16 protein-coding genes are annotated in these 19,464 nt (G+C 41.5%); 5 read left to right on the top strand and 11 right to left on the bottom strand.

Annotated elements, in window-relative coordinates; all coding sequences use genetic code 11:
- Positions 1-4 precede the first annotated feature (4 nt).
- Positions 5-1,918 carry a M56 family metallopeptidase gene (locus BLR37_RS25435; RefSeq protein ID WP_167356656.1) on the top strand — a complete coding sequence of 638 codons (1,914 nt, stop codon included), beginning with the start codon at positions 5-7 and terminating at the stop codon, positions 1,916-1,918.
- 23 nt (positions 1,919-1,941) lie between these two features.
- Positions 1,942-4,389: a TonB-dependent receptor gene (locus tag BLR37_RS20710; protein WP_090771963.1), complete on the top strand. Its 2,448-nt coding sequence runs from the start codon at positions 1,942-1,944 to the stop codon at positions 4,387-4,389.
- A gap of 15 nt (positions 4,390-4,404) precedes the next feature.
- On the opposite strand, the gene BLR37_RS20705 is transcribed toward BLR37_RS20710, so the two are convergent.
- The 3 genes from BLR37_RS20705 to BLR37_RS20695 form a co-directional block, all read right to left on the bottom strand.
- Positions 4,405-5,694 carry a GntT/GntP/DsdX family permease gene (locus BLR37_RS20705; protein WP_090771961.1) on the bottom strand — a complete coding sequence of 430 codons (1,290 nt, stop codon included), beginning with the start codon at positions 5,692-5,694 and terminating at the stop codon, positions 4,405-4,407.
- A gap of 100 nt (positions 5,695-5,794) precedes the next feature.
- A complete protein-coding gene (locus tag BLR37_RS20700; protein WP_090771959.1) occupies positions 5,795-5,977 on the bottom strand; it encodes a hypothetical protein in 183 nt (60 codons plus the stop codon).
- A 42-nt stretch (positions 5,978-6,019) separates the two neighbouring features.
- Positions 6,020-6,883 carry a helix-turn-helix domain-containing protein gene (locus BLR37_RS20695; protein WP_090771957.1) on the bottom strand — a complete coding sequence of 288 codons (864 nt, stop codon included), beginning with the start codon at positions 6,881-6,883 and terminating at the stop codon, positions 6,020-6,022.
- 205 nt (positions 6,884-7,088) lie between these two features.
- Between BLR37_RS20695 and hxlB the strand changes: the two genes are divergently transcribed.
- Both hxlB and hxlA read left to right on the top strand, forming a co-directional pair.
- Positions 7,089-7,718 carry a 6-phospho-3-hexuloisomerase gene (hxlB, locus tag BLR37_RS20690; RefSeq protein ID WP_090771955.1) on the top strand — a complete coding sequence of 210 codons (630 nt, stop codon included), beginning with the start codon at positions 7,089-7,091 and terminating at the stop codon, positions 7,716-7,718.
- A gap of 31 nt (positions 7,719-7,749) precedes the next feature.
- Complete coding sequence (hxlA, locus tag BLR37_RS20685) at positions 7,750-8,382, top strand: 3-hexulose-6-phosphate synthase (protein ID WP_090771953.1); 633 nt, start codon at positions 7,750-7,752, stop codon at positions 8,380-8,382.
- 186 nt (positions 8,383-8,568) lie between these two features.
- On the opposite strand, the gene BLR37_RS20680 is transcribed toward hxlA, so the two are convergent.
- Both BLR37_RS20680 and BLR37_RS20675 read right to left on the bottom strand, forming a co-directional pair.
- Positions 8,569-11,103: an ABC transporter permease gene (locus BLR37_RS20680; protein WP_090771951.1), complete on the bottom strand. Its 2,535-nt coding sequence runs from the start codon at positions 11,101-11,103 to the stop codon at positions 8,569-8,571.
- Positions 11,096-11,785, bottom strand: coding sequence for an ABC transporter ATP-binding protein (locus BLR37_RS20675; protein ID WP_090771949.1), 690 nt, complete (start codon positions 11,783-11,785; stop codon positions 11,096-11,098). The genes BLR37_RS20680 and BLR37_RS20675 overlap by 8 nt, the downstream gene beginning before the upstream one ends.
- A 100-nt stretch (positions 11,786-11,885) precedes the next feature.
- Between BLR37_RS20675 and BLR37_RS20670 the strand changes: the two genes are divergently transcribed.
- Positions 11,886-12,569, top strand: coding sequence for an arylesterase (locus tag BLR37_RS20670; protein ID WP_090771947.1), 684 nt, complete (start codon positions 11,886-11,888; stop codon positions 12,567-12,569).
- Between the two features lie 281 nt (positions 12,570-12,850).
- Here the strand turns inward: BLR37_RS20670 and BLR37_RS20665 are convergent, their stop codons facing one another.
- From BLR37_RS20665 to BLR37_RS20640, 6 genes are all read right to left on the bottom strand, one after another.
- Positions 12,851-14,644, bottom strand: a complete 1,794-nt coding sequence (locus tag BLR37_RS20665) for a cytochrome-c peroxidase (RefSeq protein WP_090771945.1) — start codon at positions 14,642-14,644, stop codon at positions 12,851-12,853.
- Between the two features lie 74 nt (positions 14,645-14,718).
- A complete protein-coding gene (locus BLR37_RS20660) occupies positions 14,719-16,209 on the bottom strand; it encodes a PhoX family protein (RefSeq protein ID WP_208599705.1) in 1,491 nt (496 codons plus the stop codon).
- Between the two features lie 130 nt (positions 16,210-16,339).
- Positions 16,340-17,224, bottom strand: a complete 885-nt coding sequence (locus BLR37_RS20655) for a hypothetical protein (protein ID WP_090771943.1) — start codon at positions 17,222-17,224, stop codon at positions 16,340-16,342.
- A complete protein-coding gene (locus BLR37_RS20650) occupies positions 17,224-18,216 on the bottom strand; it encodes a hypothetical protein (protein WP_090771941.1) in 993 nt (330 codons plus the stop codon). Before BLR37_RS20650 ends, BLR37_RS20655 begins: the two co-directional genes overlap by 1 nt.
- Before the next feature lie 103 nt (positions 18,217-18,319).
- Positions 18,320-18,883, bottom strand: coding sequence for a hypothetical protein (locus BLR37_RS20645; RefSeq protein WP_090771938.1), 564 nt, complete (start codon positions 18,881-18,883; stop codon positions 18,320-18,322).
- A gap of 48 nt (positions 18,884-18,931) precedes the next feature.
- Entirely contained in the window at positions 18,932-19,462 is a 531-nt protein-coding gene (locus tag BLR37_RS20640) for a hypothetical protein (protein WP_090771936.1), read from the bottom strand.
- Between the last annotated feature and the right edge of the window lie 2 nt (positions 19,463-19,464).

The raw sequence follows: 19,464 nt of genomic DNA, 5'->3' as shown, positions 1-19,464 counted from the left end.
AATCATGGAATTTAAACTGGTTAACCTTTTACCCGAAAATTGGCTGCATGCCTTAGGCGCAACGCTTTTTCATTCGCTTTGGCTGGGTGTAATACTGGCCCTGCTGGCAGGTTTGGTTATGTTTACTACCCGCAAGGCAAGTGCTACTTTGCGTTATAACCTGTTAACCATTTGTTTAAGCCTGTTTGTAATAGCCATCGCTTTTACCTTTTATAAAGAATTGCAAAAGCCGGTAATAGCCGCACAATTGTTTAGCGATAACCACAATAAGATCGTTAACCTTTCTCCTGCTGACGGGCAAGCAGTTACCAGTGTTCAGGATAAAATGAGTGCCGGTATGAACAGGGCACTTTCATTATGGAATGCCTACGATATACAAATTGTATTGATCTGGTTTTTGATCATTTGTGGTAAAAGCATTCAGCTGATTGTGGGCTTAAATAATGTTTACCATTTGCGTAACCATGCCATTTATGCTGCTGGTAAAAAATGGGATGCAAAACTGACTGAACTTAGTGAAAAACTGGGGATAAACCAGCAAATCAGCCTGATGCAATCGGGTATTGCCCAAATGCCTATGGTGGTAGGTCACTTTAAACCTTTGGTGTTAGTGCCGCTTGGTTTACTTAACGGATTATCAACTACCGAGGTGGAAGCCATTCTCGCCCATGAGCTGGCGCACATTAAACGCAAAGATTATCTGGTAAACCTGTTACAGAGCTTTATCGAAATCGTTTTCTTCTTCAACCCGGCGGTACTTTGGGTATCGCAATTAATAAAAACAGAACGTGAACACTGCTGCGATGATTTGGCCATTGCCTGTGTTAACGATCGTAAAAACTACGTTCAGGCCCTGGTTGTCTGTCAGGAGTTTAAGCAGCGTGCACCTGCTTATGCAATGGCGGTTACGGGCAGGAAAGGTAGCCTGCTGCATAGGGCAAGCAGGATGTTATTCAATACCAATTCAACTTTAAACAAAATGGAAAAGACAATATTAACCATCGCACTGGTTTCGGTAGTGATTTGCACTGCTGCGTTTAAAAGTGTGGGCAATGCAAAAACCGTTGCCGGAAATAACATATCAAGTGCTATTCAGGTACTGCAGGATTCGACCAAAAAGCGGACTGCTGCCAATCGCAAAGCCAGCGAAACAGAACAAGGTAAATCTGCTGAGCAAATGGAACGCGAAATAGCGGCTAAGCTTGATCGTAACGAAAAATTGGTGCAGGAAAAAAACAAAGCTGCATTAGCAACTGAACAAGACATTAAAGCCCGGAAGGAAGATCAACAGCGCGCAAGAGAAGACAGGAAAATGGCCGCTGAAGATAAAAAACGCGCGGAAGAAGACAAAAAACTGGCTAAGGAAGATGCTGAATGGGCAAAACAAGACGCAATATGGGCTAAGGAAGATGCAAAATGGGCAAAAGAGCATGCTGATGGAAAAGGTTATGATGTGCCTCGTCCTCCTCGTCCTCCGAGACCAGCACGTCCGGCAAGGGCTCCACGTCCGGCCAGAGCACCAAGAGCTATAAATTCTTACGCGGTACCACCTACGCCTCCCACTCCTCCAACTCCGGCTGCGTATGGTACACCTGCAACGCCGCCAACTCCGCCTACGCCACCTGCCTATGGCACCACAACAACCAGAACCGGTGTTGAACGTACCGTTACTTCTAAAACAGTAACCAATGGCGATGGCCACGATTATACCAGTGAAATTAATCAGGAAATGATGAAAGATGGGATTATCAGCAGTACCAACAAGCTATCTTACAAGCTTAACAAAGATGAACTGATTGTAAATGGTGTTAAGCAAAGTGCCGATGTGCAGAAAAAATACAAACAAAAGTTTCTGAAAAATGAGGGCCATTCACTGATGTATAATTATGTGATTGAGAACCACAAAACCAATTTCTAAAAAAGCGCTAATCCAAACCCCTCATGAAAACAATTATAGTGGCTTTTTTTGCCATGTGGATGAATATTGCCCTTACTTTCGCTCAAGCTCAAACACCATCATCTAAAATTTATGGCAGGGTATTGGATGCCGAAGGCAAAAACATCGAATTTGCTACGGTTGCGTTGCTTAAAGATACTATTTTGTTAAAAACCAGTTTTACCGAAGCCGACGGACGGTTTAGTTTTGATCAGTTGGGTTATGGTAAATACCAGATTAAAATATCAGTTGTGGGAGCGTCCATTTACCAGTCAGATTTATTGGTGGTGGATGCGGCGCAACCCAATATCGCCCTGGCGGATATTAAAATGGCTACCGGAGCCAATAACCTGAAAGAGGTAACGGTTGCCGGCCAAAAGGCCTTTGTTGAACGCAAGATAGATCGTACTGTGGTTAATGTTGATGCGTTAATTTCCAATGCGGGTACCACAGCGCTTGATGTGCTGAGCAAATCGCCGGGCGTAAGTGTCGATCAGAACGGGGCTATTTCGCTTAAAGGAAAAAATGGGGTGGCTATTTTTATCGATGATAAGCCTACTTACCTTTCTGGTGCTGATCTTGAAAATTACCTGCGCTCGTTGCCCTCTTCATCACTCGATCAGATTGAACTGATGACCAATCCACCGGCCAAATATGATGCGGCTGGAAATGGTGGGGTAATTAACATTAAAACGAAGAAAACCAAAACGGCAGGATTTAATGGAGGAATTAACCTTAGTCTGAATCAGGGCCAGATGAGCCGCTCGAACGACAGTTTTAATTTTAATTACCGCAAAGATAAGCTCAATGTTTTCGGAACGCTCAGTTACAACCTTAACAACAGTTTTACCGATCTGGATCTGAACAGGAAATATAAAAATGACGATGGTAGTGCCAAATCCTACTTTAACCAGAATTCTTATTTCCGCAGGCATGGCAACACTTTTAACCTGAAAACAGGACTGGATTTTTATGCGACCGAAAAAACAACATGGGGTGTAGTGTTTACAGGGATGAACAGGATTTCGAAACAGGTAAATAACAACACCAGCAACCTGTCTAATGCCAGCATGCAACTCGATTCGGTAATCCGTGCCGAAAATATCGACCAGATTAAGTACCAGAATGCGGGGGTGAATTTAAATTACAGGCATAAATTTAATCAAGCGGGTAGAGAGTTAACCTTTGATGCAGATTACCTCCTGTATCACAACCAAACTGATCAAACTTATTACAACTTCAGTTATCTGCCCAACATGGCTTTGAAATATCAGGATATTTTAACGGGCGATTTACCTTCCAATATCGATATTTATACGGCTAAAATAGATTACAGCCATCCATTGGCCAATAAATGGAAGCTGGATGCCGGCGCGAAATCGGCTTATACCAAAACCAATAACACGGCAGGTTATTTCAATACTGCTAACGGAAAAACAAGCCCTGATTACGAAAAGAGCAATCACTTTTTGTACCGCGAAAATATCAATGCGGCTTATCTGAACATGAGCAGGGAAGGGAAAAGGTTTTCGTTGCAAGTGGGTTTGCGTTACGAAAATACCGTTTCAAACGGGCATCAGTTAGGTAACCTGATTAAACCCGATTCGAGTTTTAAACGTACCTACAACAGCTTGTTCCCTACCTTTTACTTTTCTTACAAGCTTGATACTGCAGGAAATAACCAGCTCGGGTTAAACTATGGTCGCCGCATTGACAGGCCTTATTACCAGGACCTGAACCCTTTCTTTTCTCCGCTGGATAAGTTTACGTATTATGTGGGTAACCCTTTCTTAAAGCCCTCGTTTACGCAGAGTTTAGAGTTATCGCATACCTTTAAAAATAAAATAACCACCACCTTTAGCTACAGCTGGGTGTGCGATGAAGTAAATGAAACCATCGAAATTTTAAACGGCACCTATTATAGCCGGCCAGCCAATGTGGGTAAAACCAGAGTAGCCAATCTTTCGGTAAATGCAGAAATCGATTTAACCAAATGGCTGAAACTGAACGCTTACACAGAGGTGGGCAGGATGGTTTCGAAGACCGATTTTTATACCGGATTTTTGGTAACCAATGGTACTTTTTTCAGGGCTTATCCCAATCTGCAGTTTAAAATCAGCCCGAGCTGGAGCGCCGAACTGAACGGACAATACCAGAGCAAGTTTTCGAATGTACAGTTTTTATTGGGATCGGTGCATGAGTTTGGCGCCGCGGTACAGAAAAAGCTAAGTCCCAAAAGTACATTGAAATTAAGTGCTGGCGATATTTTCAGAAACCGGATTTTTAATGGGGTAATTAATAACCTGGCCGCTACAGAAGCCAATTGGGTTAACCGTCAGGATTCGAGAAGAATAGTTGTGAGTTACAGCTACCGCTTTGGTAAAGCATTTAACACACCTTCCAGTCATGAATCATCGGGTGCCGATGCAGAAAAGAACAGGGTGAAGAATTAATGGATTAATCGTCTTTTAAACGATCTGGTTCAATAGCAAAACACCTACCAAACCTAAAACTGAGACTAAACTTTCCATCACCGTCCAGGTGCTGAAGGTTTCTTTCAGGCTAAGGTTAAAATATTCTTTAAACATCCAGAAACCGGTATCGTTAACGTGCGAGAACATCAGGCTGCCCGCACCAACTGATAATACCATCAGTTCGGGTGGGGTACCTGATCCGATTAAAGGCAAAACCATGCCCGAGGCTGTTAACGCTGCAACGGTAGCCGAGCCCAAAGTTATCCTGAGTGATGCAGTAATGAGCCAGGCTAGCAATAATGGCGATAAGTTTAAACCTCCTGTAAGCGCTTTTACCGTTTCACCCATACCGCTATCGATTAATATTTGTTTAAAGGCACCGCCTGCGGCAATGATTAAAACAATCATGGCAATGCTTTTTACCCCTTCAGTGCACGATTCCATGGCTTTGGCTATCGCAACTTTTTGCAGCAATAAGGTAAGTATTACCGAAAGCAAAAGTGCTGCGGTTGGATCGGCCAGGAAAATAAAGATGGCTTTGCCTGGATACTCCATTTTAAAACTACTGCCCAGTGTTCCGGCAATAATTAAAAATACCGGAAGTAATGCGGTAATAAAACTTCTGGTAGCCGATGGGAGATGCTCATCTTCATTCCATACAAAGAACTGCGGTGTATTTGCCGGGTTTCGTTTAATGATGAGCCTGGGTAGATATACCCCTGCAATAACTGCAATCGGTAAACTGAGTGCCAATCCGTAAATCAGGGTTTTGCCAATATCAGCATGAAATATACCCGCAAGCGCTACCGGGCCCGGGTGCGGAGGTAAAAAACCATGTGTTACCGAAAGTGCAGTAGCCATGGGCAATCCGATATATAATTTAGATAAACCCGTAGCTGCTGAAATAGCGAAAACCAGCGGAATTAGTACCACAAAACCAGCATTGTAAAAAAGCGGAATGCCAACCAATAATCCGGTTAACAAGACTGCCCACTGGATATTTTGCTGACCAAAAGCCCTGATCAGGATAAAGACAATCTTTTTTGCTGCGCCACTATCCTCAATTATTTTGCCCATCATAGCACCAAGAGCCAGAACCATTACCATACCACCCAGCGTACTACCAATTCCATTGCTTATGGCGCCCATTACCTTGGTGATAGGCATGCCCAAGAGCAAACCTGTTATCATGGCAACAGCCAGCAAAGCAATCATCGGGTTGATTTTTTTCAAAATCAATACAAATAGCAGCAGGATTCCGAAGAGTAAGATGAATAATGACATTTGGTTAGGGTTAAGGATCGATGTTTTATTTTTTACTAAGGATAAATACTGTATCTGTGTTTATCCTGTTTATCAGTGGTTAAATCACCATAGTTACAAGCTATTTTTTAATTGTAATGGTTCGGCCGGTAACCAGTGTAAATTCATAAATTCGGTATAAGCCATCATCTTTTACTTCAATGCTTTCTACCAGGCCGGTTTTGCTGAAAGTATCGGTAACCATGCTGCCAACTTTTACATCCTGAAGCACATCAATTGGGGTATCACTGTTTAATCTGATCATAAAGATAAAAGTATAGATTATTCGTAAAAATTGTAGGTTTTTTTAAACCAGCGTATTAAATTTCGATTCAATGTGCTTTCTGGCCTCTTTTTGAAACTCTTCTGGTGTTTGCTGGGTTTGTTTTTTAAAGAAACGGCTAAAATAAGGGCGGTCGGAAAATCCGAGTTCAAAGGCAATTTCCTTTATAGTTTGCTCACTATGGATGATTTTTCTTTTAGCTTCCAGTATAATACGGTCGTGAATGATCTGCATACCAGTTTTATTTAGTTTTTCTTTTAAAATCTGGTTCAGTCGTTTTGAACTGAGGCCGATTTTACCGGCATAAAAATCAGTGTTTCTAATCTGTTGATAGTTGCTTTCGAGTAACATCAGGAATTCGTAAACTCTTTTTTGCTGTACATCATGGCTCGTGAATTCATGCTCTTTTACCTGAATCAATTTTAACAGAAATACTTTTAACAAAGCCCTGGTAATGATGAAAGTATTGCTAACTTTCTGGTATTCATCTTCGATCAACCGATAAATATTGCTTAACTCAGCTGCCGTTTCCTGATTTAGCCTTAAGCATGAAAATTCGCCCTGAACATTAAAGATCTTAAACAGATCGAGCAAAAATTCTTTCTCTTCTCCTTCCAGTACCGATCTTTTAAAAGAGATCAATACCCCATTTTTGCCTGCTTTATTTAGCTGATGTACGCGATATGGTGGGATAAGGTAAATCCAGTCGCCTTTACTTTCGAATTCTGATAACTGAAGCGCATGTAAGGGCTCTTCATTTTTGAGCCAAACGATCTCGAAAAACTCTTTTCTACCTGGATCGTTAAGGTAGCTGGGAGGGCAATTACTCAGATCGCGGATGTAAATAATCGATTTTTCAAGGTAGCTGGCTTCTTTCGATAAACTCATGATGGTTAAAGTTAAAAGATTAATTTTTTAGGTGTTGGATTAATTGATGATAATGGTGGACTATTCGGAAATAATGCTTTTAATGTGGCTAATGGATGACTTTTGGTGAGATATATTTCCAAATTGTCCTATATAAGTAGCTAAATGTATAATCATTGTTTTAGCATGTGGCTATACCTTTGAGCCAATAAATAGACTGCTAAAAATGGATTTAAAATCAAATGAAGAGGTTATAGATAAGCAATCAGCAACGGATTTTCTTGATAACCAGCAACTGGTTTGGGATCTGCAGATGAACCTGGATAAGATTATTGAAGAAAATGCCCGTTTGGTTACACAAATGGAATTCGATCAGCTTATTCCTTTTGTAAACCATATTCAGCAGGCTAAGCGGATTTTTATAATTGCTGCAGGTCGTTCGGGTTTTGCTATGCAATCAGCAGCTATGCGTTTAATGCACCTTGGATTAACCGTTTATTATGTAGGCGAAACAACAAGTCCGGCAATTGGAACAGGCGATTTATTGATTGCGGCATCAGGTTCGGGAAAAACCGGGTCAATTGTAAAGGCTGCGGAAAAATCGATTGCGGCAGGGGCGAATGTAGTAGCAATAACTACCAGCGTAGCATCGCCATTGGCGAAATTATCAAGCCATCTGGTACTGATACCTGCTGCGGAAAAACAAGACCACAGTAAGAAAATATCCGTGCAATATGCAGGTAGCCTTTTTGAGCAGTTTCTGCTTTTACTTAACGATGCCGTTTTTCAGTCACTATGGAAACTGAGCGGTCAACCGGCAGAACTGTTATGGGCAAGACACGCAAACCTGGAATAACAATTAATTTAATCATATATAAAATAAAATCATGGCAAAATTACAAGTAGCAATAGATTTATTAACGACAGAAGAAGCATTGGCTTTGGCTGCTAAAGTTGCACCTTATGTAGATATTATAGAATTGGGAACCCCTTTGATCAAAAATATGGGTTCGACAGTTATTACCGCAATGAAAGCCGCGCATCCTGATAAATTGGTTTTTGCAGATTTAAAAACTGCTGACGCTGGAGAATTAGAAGCTGATATTGCTTTTAAAGCAGGTGCTGATTTAGTTACCGTAATGGGTGCTGCCGGAAATGCAACAATTATTGGAGCCGTAAAAGCCGCAAAAACCCATGGAAAAGGTGTAGTAGTAGATACTATAGGTTATCCTGACCGTGTTAAACGAGCGCAGGAAGTTACTTCACTAGGTGTTGAGTTTGTAGAACTGCACGCAGGTTTAGATGAGCAATGGACGGCAGGTTACTCGATTCAGGTATTGATTGATGAAGCTGCAAGAGCTGGTGTTCCGGTTTCTATAGCAGGAGGTGTAAATCTTAGTAATGTTACCGCCGTTATACAGGCAGGTGCAACAGTAGCTGTAGCAGGTGCGGCCATTTACGGTGCCGAAGATCCGGCAGCAGCAGCAAAAGCACTTCGCGAAGCGATTAATGCCGCATAGGACAAAACGTTATTAAGTTCGGTTTTAACCACAGATGCACACAGATTTTTATATCTGCGTGCATCCTTTTTATCGTTGGTTAAATGATGTTTAGCAATTAGCTTAATACACCAGAAGTTAAAGCCAGATTTATTTCTGTTTGTCCAGTGGTTAACCCTTAACGCCAAACGCATTTCGCTCATCCGCTTAACCCTCCGTTCTTAAAATCTTTAAGGGTGGCTGTTTCAGAATGCTTCTTGTACTTAAAACACCCGTAATTACCACCAGTAATACAATCGAACCAAATAATGCCAGCGTTGACCAAAACGGCGGTATAAATGCTGCATCGAAACTAAATTTAGCCAGTGTCCAGCTTCCAACCAGTGACAGGATTAATCCGGCACCAGCTGCAAAGGCTCCTAAAAAGAAATATTCAATCGCATTAATCCGGATGATCTGCTTACTGCTGGCACCCATAGTGCGCAGTAAAATACTTTCTTTTATCCGCTGGTTTTTACTCGTTAGCACTGAAGAAATCAGCACAATCCAACCGGTTACCATGCTGAATCCCGCCATAAACTGGATAACGAAGCCGATTTTGCCCAATAGTTCGTCGAGCAGTTTTAGAACCAGGTCTAAATCAATAACCGAAACATTGGGGAATTGCCGCACCACTTCGCCCTGAAAACGTGCAGAAACTTCGCTTGATGGCACCCTGGTCATCAGCACATGAAACTGCGGCGCCTCTTCTAAAACACCTGCCGGAAAAACAACCCTGAAATTGGTTTGCATCCTGCTCCAGTTTACTTCCCTTAAGCTCCCCACTACAGTCGGGATCATCATACCCTGAACATTGAAAAGAATTTTGTCGTTTAAGCCTACCTTAATTTGTTGCGCATACCGCTGATCGAGCGAAATGTAGACTGTTGCACCAGCTTTTACGCTTCCAGTCCATTTACCTGCAGTAATTTTTTCTGCTGCAGTTAGGGTATCCTGATAGGTAGCCCTGATTTCGTTGCGGTAGGCCCTTCGGTTATTGGTATCAGCAGTTGATTTTTTGCCATTAATTTCTTCAATACGCATGGTAATTACCGGTACCTGGTTCATTAAGGGCAGCTTAAAGGATTTGGTTAAACTGTCGAGCCCTTCCTTTTGTGTATTCTGGATATCGAACATCACCATGTTGGGCTGGTTGCTGCCTGACGACAGGCTAACGCGGTTCATTAAAATACCTTGTACAAAAAATAAAGTACAGATAAAAGTTGTAGAAAGGCCAATGGAAACCGTCAACATCAAAGTTTGGTTGTTGGGGCGGTACAGATTGGCAAAACCCTGGCGCCACAAATAACTAGCTGTTCCGGGCAAAAGCTTTCTGACCATAAACATGAGTAGTTTAGATAAGATCAGCAGTAAAATAAAGGCAATGGCGATACTCGTGGTGAAAAATAGGGTCTGTACCCAGGTTTTCATCTGTAAATGTGTAAAACCTGCAATAAAGGCTGCCATAAGCAGATATACCAACCACAAGAGGGGATCGAGACGGCCCCGGCTTTTTTCGAAGGAAACCCGGATGGCATTTAATGGCGATATTTTTCTTACCCCTAAGAGCGATGGTAGGGCAAAGAGTACAGATATGATGATTCCGAGTAAAATGCCCTGGCCCACGGCAGGCCAGGAAACCTGCATGGTAATTTCGATGGGCAGAAAATCTTTCAATACCCAGGGAAGCAAAAATTGAATGGCTGTACCCAGCACTGCGCCGATAACTGCTGCAATTAAACCAATAAAAAAGACCTGAATCAGGTAAATAAAAAAGGCATGGCGCGCTTTTAAACCCAGGCAACGTAAGGTAGCAATGGCTGCCAGTTTTTCCTGAATATATACCTGTATGGCACTACCAACACCTATGCAGCCCAGTAGCAATGCAATAAAACCCGACAAGGCCAGAAAGCGGTTTACATCTTTAAACGATCTGCCGGTTTGTTCTTTTTTTGATTCGACGGTTTCGGCATCAAAGCCTTCTTTTTCGAGTTTGCTATCGTGTTTTTTTACCCATTCGTCAACTTTTGATGGATCGTTAAATTTAAAGTAAAACTTATGGTTAATCCGGCTTCCGGTTTTAATCAGATTGGTTTTTTCGAGGTATTGTAGCGGAATGTAAACAGTGGGGGCAATGCTGGCCGAAATACCGGTTTGACCAGGCGCCTTGGTTAGTGTACCCAAGATTTTAAAATTAAGATCACCTACCTTTACCGAGTCGCCCACCTTTGCGTTGAATTGAAGTATCAATGTTTTATCGACCAAAGCATTTCTATCTGATTGAAAGTTTGTAGCTGCTGCTATTGGAGTGGTTTCGATGCTGCCATAGTAAGGATATTTTCCTTGCAGGGCTTTCATTTGTACCAAACGGCTGCCACCACCTTTCAGGAAATAAATCATGGAGGCAAAAGTTTTCTCCTGCGAACGCTCATCGCCCAGTGTATCGAGCATATTGTTCATCACATTACTTACCCCTTTCCGGCTATCCAACACCAAATCGGCACCGGTTAATTCTTTCGCTTGCGCATCGATATCTTTTTGCAGGTTATCTTTAAAGGAATAAACAGCTACCAAGGCAGCAATGCCCAAAACAATAGCAGAAATAAAAAGCAATAAACGCGAACGGTTTTTGCGGCTATCCCGCCAGGCCATTTTAAGGAGCCACGAAAGTTTAATACGCTGTTTCGGGATGAGATTATGCATAGGTAGGGTTTTCGTCTGAGAGGATTGCGCCACCTTTAATTTTGATGGTTCTTGCTGTACGGGCAGCGAGTTCAAGATCGTGTGTTACAATAATTAATGTGGTTCCGGCATCTTTGTTTAAATCGAAAAGCAGCTTAATTACCTTTTCGCTCGTTTCGGCATCGAGGTTTCCGGTAGGCTCGTCGGCAAAAAGAATGGCCGGTTGATTTGAAAAAGCCCTGGCTAGGGAAACCCTTTGCTGTTCTCCGCCCGATAATTGTACGGGATAGTGATGTGCGCGATCGGCCAGTCCAACTTTATCCAGCAGCTCTAAAGCATGTGCCTTTATGTTTTTTGCGCCCCTTAGCTCCATAGGAACCATTACATTTTCTAATGCTGTCAGCGTAGGCAGTAACTGGAAATTCTGGAAAATGAAGCCAACATATTGGTTCCTTACGGCTGCGCGTTCATCTTCGTCTAATTTTTCGAGGGCAATGCCATTAAGCTCTACCGTGCCGGTGCTTGCCCGATCAAGCCCTGCACATAAACCGAGTAAAGTAGTTTTTCCACTTCCCGATGGACCGGTAATGGCTACAGTTGAACCTTGTGTGATTGAAAAATTAATTTGATCGAGAACTGTTAATTCGCGTCCGGCACTTTGGTAAATTTTGCTTACTTTTCGGATGTTCAATATGCTTTCCAATAGCTGATTTTTTTAAGGTTTGCGGATAGATTGTTGCCAAACATAACAGGATGTTGCCTGTTAAGATAATGTTTTATAATTAGATATACACCGGTTAAATATGTTACGAAAACGCATTTTAGGCTTATTTGTTTTGGGAATAGCGCTACTGGGCTGCGGTAATGGGCAAAGCAAAAGCGATACGGATAAAACTTTAGATTCGGCTGACCAAAAAGCTGTTGTGGTAAATCAACAGGAAAAGAATATTCTCTTTTTTGGGACCAGCTTAACAGCCGGTATGGGGCTCGATCCATCGGAAGCTTATCCGGCGGTAATCCAAAATAAAATCGACTCGTTAAAGCTGCCTTATAAGGTAATTAATGGCGGCTTGAGCGGCGAAACTTCTGCAGGTGGTAAAGGGAGGATTGATTGGTTATTGAAACAGCCGGTATCAATCTTTGTACTCGAACTTGGCGCTAACGATGGTTTAAGGGGATTGCCGGTTGCGCAAACCACTAAAAATCTGCAGGATATTGTAGATCGGGTAAAAGCAAAATATCCTGATGCCAAGCTGGTATTGGCCGGCATGCAGGTGCCACCAAATATGGGTGCTAAATATGCATCCGATTTTAAAAACATATTTCCGGAGTTGGCTAAGAAAAATAATATGGCGCTGATTCCGTTTTTGCTCGATAAGGTCGGTGGCATACCGAAATTAAATCAGGCAGATGGTATTCATCCAACAGCAGAAGGCGATAAGATTTTGGCGGAAAATGTTTGGGTGGTGCTGAAAGATTTACTTTAATTTTTTAACCACCATTTTTTACCGCAAAGGATACAAAGATTAGGCGCAAAGCACGCTAAGTTATAAAATAATACTCCGTGGGTTCTGTGCTTCCGTGGCAAAAATAACCCATCGCCTTTTTTAACCGCAAAGCGCATAAAGAGCAGGCGCAAAGTACGCTAAGTTATAAAATTTCCTCCGTGGATTCTGTGCTTCCGTGGCAAAAACACTTCATAGATTAGCCAGAGACCCTGAAATAAATTCAGGGTGACGATCCGGAATGGTAAAAAAACGCAAGTAGTCTAAGGCAAATCCTCAAGCGTATCTAAAAAGGCAATAATCTGTTTAATCTCCGTTTTACTTAAATTCAGTTTATCTGCAGATAAAGTTTGGTTATCAACCTCAATGCCCATTCCTGCCCCTCCACCACGGTTATAAAAATCCATAACTTCTTCCAGGGTTTTGTAAACTCCGTTGTGCATGTAAGGCGCTGTTTTGGTAATGTTTCTTAAAGTCGAAGTTTTAAAGGCATGCTTGTATTGCGGGTAATTATAAAGCGCGTAACGACCCAGGTCGCGGTCTAATTGAGGCTTAATGGTATCGGTGGTTGCAGGTACACCTAAAACTTCTGCTTCGCTTTTATTGAAAAGGGGAGCCGGAGTACCGTTAAAAAGCGGTGCAAAATGGCAGCTGCCGCATTTGGCCTTGCCCATAAATAAGTTAAAACCCTTTTTTTCCTCTGTACTCAGTTGTTTCTGGTCTCCCTGCATATAGCGATCAAATCTGGAGCTGAAAGGAGATAACGACCGGATATAAGAGGCTAATGCATGTTGAATCTTCCAGGGGTCGGCTTTCCCGGCTTTATCCTGATAGGCTGTTTGAAATAAGGTTTGATAATTTTTGGAAGCGTTGATGCGCTCAGCAGCCCGACTAAGCGATCCGTTCATTTCCTGTTTGTGATGTACTACATCCAAGGCTTGATCTTCGAGTGTCCCAGCTTTTAAATCGTAAAAGAAACCACGTTGCAAACCTGCATAACTTAGTGTTGGGGTATTCCGGAGCAAGGTTTCGCGTTTCGATATTCCTACCGCTTTAGTTAAACCATCGGTAAAGGCCTTCGCCTGGTGATGACAACCGGCACAGTTGCGGTTACCACTGTTAGAAAGTACCGGATCGTTAAATAAGGTTTTGCCCAATGCAATTTTAGCGTCGCTGATAAACAAAGTGCTGTTACCTACAAATTTATTTACATTAAAGGCATTTGGCTCAAACATGCTTACCGCTTCATCACGCAATGCAGAGCCACTTGCTGCTGTTGCGATATTTTTTTTCAACCGGATTGCGTTGATTTTTTTACTGATTGGATCGAGATATTGCGTAATAAAAGTTAGCCGGTCAAAAGTATTAAAATCGGAGTTTTTATCCAGGTAGGCAATCGCCGAAGTGATTGTTTGATCTGCTGCTTTTCCCTCATATTTCTCCAGTACACCTTCAATTCCTTTTAAAGCAGAAGTGGTTTCGGGAATTGACTGCAAGGCATTTGGCGTATCGAAACCAGTAATGCCCAGGCTTGTAATCCTGAAAATTTCTAAACGGATTGCATCAAAGAGCTGGGCATCGGTAAGCTGGTATTGCGCATTAAAGCGACTAACCCTTTGCAGGTTCAGCTGCATTTTCTTTACCTCGTTTAGTAATTCAAGTCGGTTTTCTTTCGTTGGACTTTCGTAAATTATTTCTTCCATCACCTGGAAACCAGTTGGGTTCTCGATCAGGTTTTCGCCCAGTTCAATTTCATCAATAGGGGCGCCATTAAGCATAACTGCTGTTGAAGGAAAAAAATATTCGATATAATATTCCAGTTGCTTGTATTTTGCCCTTGCCAGTAAAAAGGCTTGCTTAATTGCTTTTTCGTCCCGGTTTTGAGCAGCTTTAAATAATTTTTGGTCAATAATGCTTTGAAATTCAGTGAGCTGCTCATCGAAATCTGTTTTAATCTGTTCTGCAGTCGTTTTAGTTTCTGTTTTACAGAAAATAGATAACACCGTAGTCAGGCTGATTAATGAAGCAAAAAAGACAAATTTTTTAAGCGCAGGCATGTTTGGGTAGAGTTGAAATAAAATAGAAAAATCCCTTCCAGCTTTTGCTGAAAGGGATAAGAAAGCGTTTTGGATTATTTAGAAACGCCGCGAACAATTACTACTTGTCCACCTTCGTTGTTGTTAACCAACCTGGTTGTACCACCATCGGCATTTTTGTATTTATCATTTGTCCAGGTATGTGGATGTAAATTCACCACAAATGTATCTGGAATACCGGTTAAAGCAGAGATATCGTACATGGCACCATACTCCCAGCTGCTTAATTGTGTGTTGTTGGATGGGTTGTATTTTGCATTAAACGTAGCATCCGTTCTGCGGTGGTTCATCTGCAACATCGGTTTTAGCGATTTCGAAGCCATTGCAAACTGCCAGATGGTTCCATCGTGATCGTTGTTTTTGTAAAATGAATCGCCATCTTCCTGAATGTATACGTAGTTTTCGGTAACGCAAAGGTTATCCGGGTTTACGATACTTTTTCCAGGATTGTCGTTCCCGTCAACCGCTACTTCCAATTTACCTTTTAATGGGTTGCTTGCATCCAATACCAGCTTGTATACACGACCCCACATGGTTTTACCACTTACAGGTGTAATTTTATCGCCCTGACTAACACCAGTGGCAGTAAAGTATATTTCGCGTCCGTTAGCAGCACTGCCTTTTCTGTAGTCGATATCTTCTACACGTGCTAACATTAAAGCTTTTTTATCAATAGTTTGTTGTTGTAACTGGGCGCCGGTACTGCTTTTTACGTTATCAAGCTCTACAAATTCTACGTCGTAGCTTTGTCCTTTATCCATATTGGTTTCAATTGGATCGTTATTGCTGCGTTTCATTACGTATAACTTGCCGTTTTCCAAATCACCCTGTGTATTGGAAACATACATGGCCAACTGTCCGTCACTCTCGTCTTCGCCAATCATGATTACAGTTTTACCCGCAAACGCTCCTTTAGGAAGTGGTACCGCATTTTCGGCACTCCATCTGCCCAAAGCGCTAACGGTTCTTTGTTTATTCTTTTTGTCGGCTGCTGCAAGCGGATCGATGGCATGAATCATCGATTCTGCACCACTTTCTCCTGCAGTTAAGAAAACTGGTTTAGGAAAGCCGTGTTCTTCCGGAGTGGCCATAGTAGCAGAACAAAGACGGGTCATGCCACCATCCGAATCAACAATGTATTCTCCCTTTACCGGTTTGAAGTTTTTATCCAGATATACGCGCGATACCGACTGAAGAATTTCATGATTGTTGATCATAATGAAACCTTCGCCTGCAGGATTTTTAATAATTCCTGCTCCATCGGGCTGTGCACCGAAAATGAAATTTGGTGATTCGGGCAATACATCATCCGAACTGATTAAGGTAGTAATGTTCAGGTTCTCGAAACCAGGCATTGCTTTTACCAGCGAAGGGTTTACTGAATAATCTTTTAATGTAACCGGGGTAGTGGTTTCAGGTGTTTCAGGCTCATTGTTCTTTTTACAGGCACTGATTACAACTGCCGAAGTAACGAATGCGGCCACAGCAAGGGCTAAAGCCTTTTGCTTTAAGAGTGTTTTGTTCATAAGTTTTGTTTTCCGTTTGCGCAAAATTACATGGGCTATGTTGCGAAAAATTAAAGCTTATGTTAAGCTAAACTGCATTGCGTTATTTAGAATGGTTCTGTGGTAAACGCTGGAATGAAAACTATTTCCATTATTCCTCCCTGAAACTTTTAAGTGATCCGTCGTTGTTAAATTGTATATCATAACGCATCCGGCTACCGGTTATGGTACCAGGAAACCAACGCATACCACCATCCCAAATGGAAATATAGACGGTAGCAGTAGGCTCTGCACCTTCAACCAGTGCTGCTTTCTCATTGTAGTTGCTCACTACTTTAAGCGCATCGGCAAAATTGATCTTACTTAAAGGAAAGATCCTCCGCGGTATATTTCGAGCCAAAACAGCCTTTGGCGTCGACCATTCTCCATGCCGATACCGGTATGCATCTACATATGCTGGGTTAGCAGGCTGCTGAAGTGCAAGGTTAATAGATCCATCCTGGTAAAAGTGAACAGACTCATATAAAAATATCTCTTTGCCTTGGTATTGCGGAAGCTGTTTCAATTTTTCTTGTGCCCTGGCTAGTTCGCTTTCATTTAGTATTCCTTTTCTGGCTTTTTTTAAGGTTTTCCCTTCTGGGGGGCTTTTGGGACCGATGTTTGGCAAATTCATTTCTTTTAAAAAATCATTTATCCGTTTTTGCATGGCCTTTGCAGCCGTAGGCGATTGTTTTTGTTTGAGTTGCTCAATATCCTCGAAAAGTAATTTTGCTTTACTTTCCATGTTAGTTGTAGTAATTGTATCACCATTTATAATTACAATTTTCTCCTGATGACGTAGCGTATCGGTAGTAATATTTGTTTTAATTGTGCTGGTATACGCTCTATTGCTTGCAAAGCTATGTTTCTTATAGTAAGCTTTAACCAGCGAATCGTTAGGATGAAAAGTTTCATCAATGCTTTTACTGATGTGTTGACAACCCAGGCACAGTAAAGCCAACAATATAATCAGAGAAATATGTTTTAGGTTTTTCATCAGAATTCTCCGTTAATTTCATTTAAATCCTGTGCAAATGCCACACGCTGCGGATTGTCTTTCAGATAAAAAATTGAAATATATTCCTGCTTCGTAATATCGAGTGCTAACAAGTCGATTACCTTTTTTATACTCACCTGATGTTTCTGGTAGTGGTTATCGCGAAATTCCAGTTCAAATTCAATCATCGGCTGCTCGTTAATGTAGGTTCCGGTTTGTCTTGCAGCAAGGAGTTTTGCCTCGGTAGCTATGCCTTTAAATTTAATCAGGAATTTCTCGTTGGGTTTGCCTGATAATTTTCCTGCAATAAACGCCAGTAAAAACCGGTAAAACAAAAGTACTGCAGGGCAGATGAGTAAAGGATGGCCAATACTCATAAAACGCCAGCCCATACCTTCGCTTTCGGTCGTATAAGCATAAATATAATAAGCTGCAACCGCACTTAAGAGCACGAGCCAGCCTAGAGAGGTGAGTAGAATAGTCATTTTACGGATACTGACTTCGGTAGACGCAAAAATGAAATAAGGAATCCGTTTAACTCCCGGATCAATCAGGATGCTGACACGTTTACCCGCTTCGTAGCGACGTTCGTAAGGTTTGGCATCGTTTACAGCTGTTTGATGGGTAATTTCACTATCGACCAGATTTTTAAATTGAATTTTGAGGTTGTAAGTGTCGCAGCCAGCATAAGTATCTGGTACTTTTGTAGCTGCCAAAATTTTAGCTTCACGCGGTATACCAGTGGTTTTGAGGCGCTCGATATTGCGTTTTATTGCAAAGTTTACCAGTACCCATTTGTAGTAGTAGCCAATTAACAGCTTTACCCAAAGTAAAATAGATAAAGCTACCAGGGCCAGCGAAATCCATGGATCATTTTCGATCAGATTGGGCATACTTTCGCTCTTGATGTTGTAATACAGCAACATCGGAAAAGGGATAGCGAAAAATAACATAAACACCATCCAGAATATCGAAAATATGCGGCCTATCATAGCGTTGGGGTTTGCTTTTTCATTGCCCGGTCTGTTTTATATCATTCAAAACACTTATAGCTCCTGTTAAACAAGCTTATCCGATTTTTAATTTCTGCTGCCCTTAGTTCTTAAAATATTGTTGGAACCACCCGTCGAAATTTTCTTTATACTTTTCCTGTGCATTTTTAATGAGTTCATTGGGTACTTCAATTTTATTGAGCTTGTAATCTGCTGTTGTCCATTCTAAATACCGATCCAGATCTTCACTTTGATAGTCGTCTTCTTCATCTTTATAGAAATAAGCCTCATCAAAATCCACCATGATTTCGGTATCGTAGGTAAGCAGATGCAGCAATTGTAAGATGTTTTCTGCCACTACATGTACGCCGCCTTCATCTCCAAAAACTACAACGGGCATCTGGTTTAAAGGTTTATTGCTCCCGTCGTTCCAGATAGTATAAAAAGAACCTGTACTGTTTGCCTGGGCAAAGGGAAATAATCGGGCTAAAAAATCTTCATCTTCGCTCCAGCTTTTCAATCCCCATTTGTTATCGATCAAAACACCAAAACCCTGTACATAATTTTCGAAGGAAGAGATGTTATTTTGGAAATAAATTAGTTTTTCAAGTTCAACAGGGATTTCCTTCAGCCCCAGGTTTTCTTTAAAATCTGTTATGTTTATCATGATTGTTCAGTTAATGATAAAATTTTTACATGGTTGAAACAACAATGCTTAAAAAGGCATCTCTTCTACTTCAATTTTATTGTCTTTAGCATATTTGGAGGCAAGTTTCCAAAGCTTGTTGTATTTGTCAATAAAAGCATTGTAGGGCTTATTATCCAGGCTTGTAAGCGCCTGGTTAATTTGTGCTTCAGGCTCATGCATATCAATCATTTTCGCTATTTCAAGATGTTCTGATTTATAACTTGTTAAAACATAAGAATGCAACGCTATCGAGGCCTCCAGCATTTGCCTTGTTTCAGTAGTTTGTTTAAGCTGTTTTACTTTTTCTAAATTATTTTCAGCCCTTGAAATAGAATTTTTCAAATATTCCTCACAGCTGGTCACTTTGCCGGAGCCACTTGTACTTTTAAGATATTTCTGGTAGCCTTCAAAGTAGTATGTACCAAAGCGCGATATATCATTGGTATTTAATGCTGCCTGGTCGAAATATTCTTCAGGGCTGTTTTGCTGAAATTTACATGCGGTGGCAGTTAGTACCGCCACCATAAGCACATAAATTCTGATAGATTGGAGAGACATAC

It is taken from the genome of Pedobacter soli (assembly GCF_900101435.1).
Classification (GTDB): domain Bacteria; phylum Bacteroidota; class Bacteroidia; order Sphingobacteriales; family Sphingobacteriaceae; genus Pedobacter; species Pedobacter soli.
Note: the sequence above shows the minus strand (reverse complement) of the source record. Positions and strands in the feature narration are given on the sequence as shown.